Here is a 2,361-nt window from a genome sequence, read left to right on the forward strand (position 1 = left end):
TGGACGTGGAGGACGTCCGGTCTCGGGTTCCCGGCGGCGCGCGCCATCCGCCCCGCGTGCCGGCGCTAACGGGCCGCCTGCTGGACTTTCTTGGCCGCCACGGCGCGCGGGCGACGTTCTTTGTCGTGGGCGACGTGGCGCGCGCGCACCCGGAGCTCATCCGCCGCATCGCGGGCGAGGGGCACGAGATCGGCTGCCACTCGGACACGCACGCGGCGCTGGACCGGCAGACGCCGGCGGCGTTCCGCGACGACCTGGCGCGGAACCTGGAGGCCCTCCGCGCGGCGGGCGTGGACGGCGTGCGGGGCTACCGCGCGCCGTACTTCTCGCTGACGGCGGACACGGCGTGGGCGTACGGGGTGCTGGCGGAGCTGGGATTCACCTACTCCAGCTCCGTGCTCCCGTCCCGCAGCCCCCTGCACGGCTGGCCCGGGTTCGGGCGGACGCCGCGGGCGGTGGACGGCGTGCTGGAGATGCCGGTGACGCTGCTGCCCGCCCCCCTGCCCCCCCTGCCCCCCGTGCCGAACGGCGGCGGCGTGTACTTTCGCGTGCTGCCCTGGCCGCTGCTGCGGCGCTCCCTGCGCGCGGATGCGCGCGCAGGCCGGCCCGTGCTGGGCTACCTGCATCCCTACGACGTCGACACGGCGCCGCAGCCGTTCGCCCATCCTGGGTTCGCGCGGTGGAGCCCCGGCAACTGGCTGATGCATGCCAACCGCGGCGCCGTGCTGGAGCGGCTGGAGCGCGTGGCGCGGATGGGATTCGCCTTTCAGCCGTACGGCGACCACGCGCGGGCGCCTGGGCGCGCGCCGGCCTGAGCAAGAGGAGACGGATGGAGGAGCACGAGTTCAGGCCGCTGGAACACTCCGACACGGAGCTGGAGGAGGTGTCGGGCCTGCTGCGGCGCGTGTTTCCCCACGCGCCGCACCTTACGCCGGCGTACCTGCGCTGGCTGTACGTGGAGAACCCCGACGGCCGGGCGCTGGGATACAACGCGTACCACGAGGGCCGGCTGGTGGGCCACTGCGCCGGCCAGCCGCTGACGGCCCGCGTGGAAGGCGAGACGCTGCGGGGCATCCTGCTGGTGAACGCGGCCGTGGAGCCGGGGCACGTGCGGCGCAACCTCACCCGGCGGACAACCGATCCCATGTTCGACCAGGCGGCGCGCGCGGGCTACGCCTTTTCCATCGCCGTCGGCAACGCCAACAGCACCCTGCCCCTGCTGACGCGCTTCGTCATGGTGGGCCCCCTGGAGGCCCGCGTGGGATTGGGCCTGCCACGCCGCCGCGGGACGCGGACGGCGCCCAGCTGGGAGCGGGTGTGGAGCGGCGATGCCATCCGCTGGCGGCTGGCGAACCCCGAGCGTCCGTACACCGTGCGGAACAGGGCGGGCCGCGCGGCCGTCACGGCGCCGGCGGGACGGGCGGGATTCGGCGCGGTGCTGTACGACGGGGCGGATGGATGGGGGCTCGCGGACACGGGCGGCCGTCCGGCGGGGCCGCTGCGGGTGTGGCTGGGCCGCGATCCCGCCGTGGAATGGGGCCGATCGCCCTTCGTCCCCCTGCCGATGAAGCTGCGGCCGTCGCCGCTGAACCTGGTGTTCAAGGACCTGACCGGCCGGGGGCTGCACCCGGACGCCGCGCGGGTCGTCTTTCGCGCGATCGACTTCGACGCGTGGTGAAGGGCGGCGCCCCGGCGACGATCTTCGACGGGGGTGAACGGCATCGGCGCGCGGTGAGCTGCATCCGCGCCCGATCGGCGCGGACCTGGATCGGCGCGGACCTGGATCGACGCGGATCTGGATCGACGCGGATCTGGATCGGCGCGGATGTGGATCGGCGCGGATCGGATGCGGATCGGATCGGATGCGGATCTGAATCGACGTGGATCTGAATCGAGGCGGATCTGGATCAACGCGATTCTGGATCGTCGCGGATCTGGAACAGACGCGCATCGGATGCAGGTCTGGCCGGGCGCGGATTCGATCACGGCGCGGCGCCCCAGCCGGAGCGAATGAATTCGCCGCTGGAAAGGCACAAAGTCCGCCTGCGCGGACTGCCCCAGCAGAGGTTGGCCGGGTGCACCGGGGCCGGCGTTCACGATCCGGGTGCGCCGCGTCGTGCACGCAGGGGGCGCGCGGCAAGCCTGGGCGGCGCCCCCGGGCGGACGCCGCCGCCGCCCCGGCCGTTGGTGGCTGTCCCCCGTAACCCGCCGTCTGATCCCCGCGCGACCCGATTCGTTGCTGCGGGGTATGCTCCGGCTCTAGATTCCGGCTTGCCTCCGTCGCGGCGGAGGGGCAGCGCGCATCCCTGAACGGCAGCAAACTCACGTGTGTGGAATCGTCGCGGTCTCCGGCAACCCCGA

2 protein-coding genes are annotated in these 2,361 nt (G+C 73.6%); both read left to right on the top strand.

Going from position 1 to position 2,361, the window contains the following annotated elements; genetic code table 11:
* On the top strand, nt 1-815 hold an 815-nt coding region (locus VFZ20_RS27705), incomplete at its 5' end, for a polysaccharide deacetylase family protein (RefSeq protein WP_329687205.1).
* A gap of 14 nt (nt 816-829) precedes the next feature.
* On the top strand, nt 830-1,678 hold the full coding sequence (locus VFZ20_RS27710) for a GNAT family N-acetyltransferase (protein ID WP_329687206.1): 849 nt from the start codon (nt 830-832) through the stop codon (nt 1,676-1,678).
* The last annotated feature ends 683 nt before the right edge of the window (nt 1,679-2,361 follow it).

Origin of the sequence: Longimicrobium sp., from assembly GCF_036280135.1 — a bacterium.
Classification (GTDB): domain Bacteria; phylum Gemmatimonadota; class Gemmatimonadetes; order Longimicrobiales; family Longimicrobiaceae; genus Longimicrobium.

Bases quoted from the DNA above. Each gene is read 5' to 3' on its own strand.
- VFZ20_RS27710 (WP_329687206.1), top strand. From the start codon at position 830: ATGGAGGAGCACGAGTTCAGGCCGCTGGAACACTCCGACACGGAGCTG.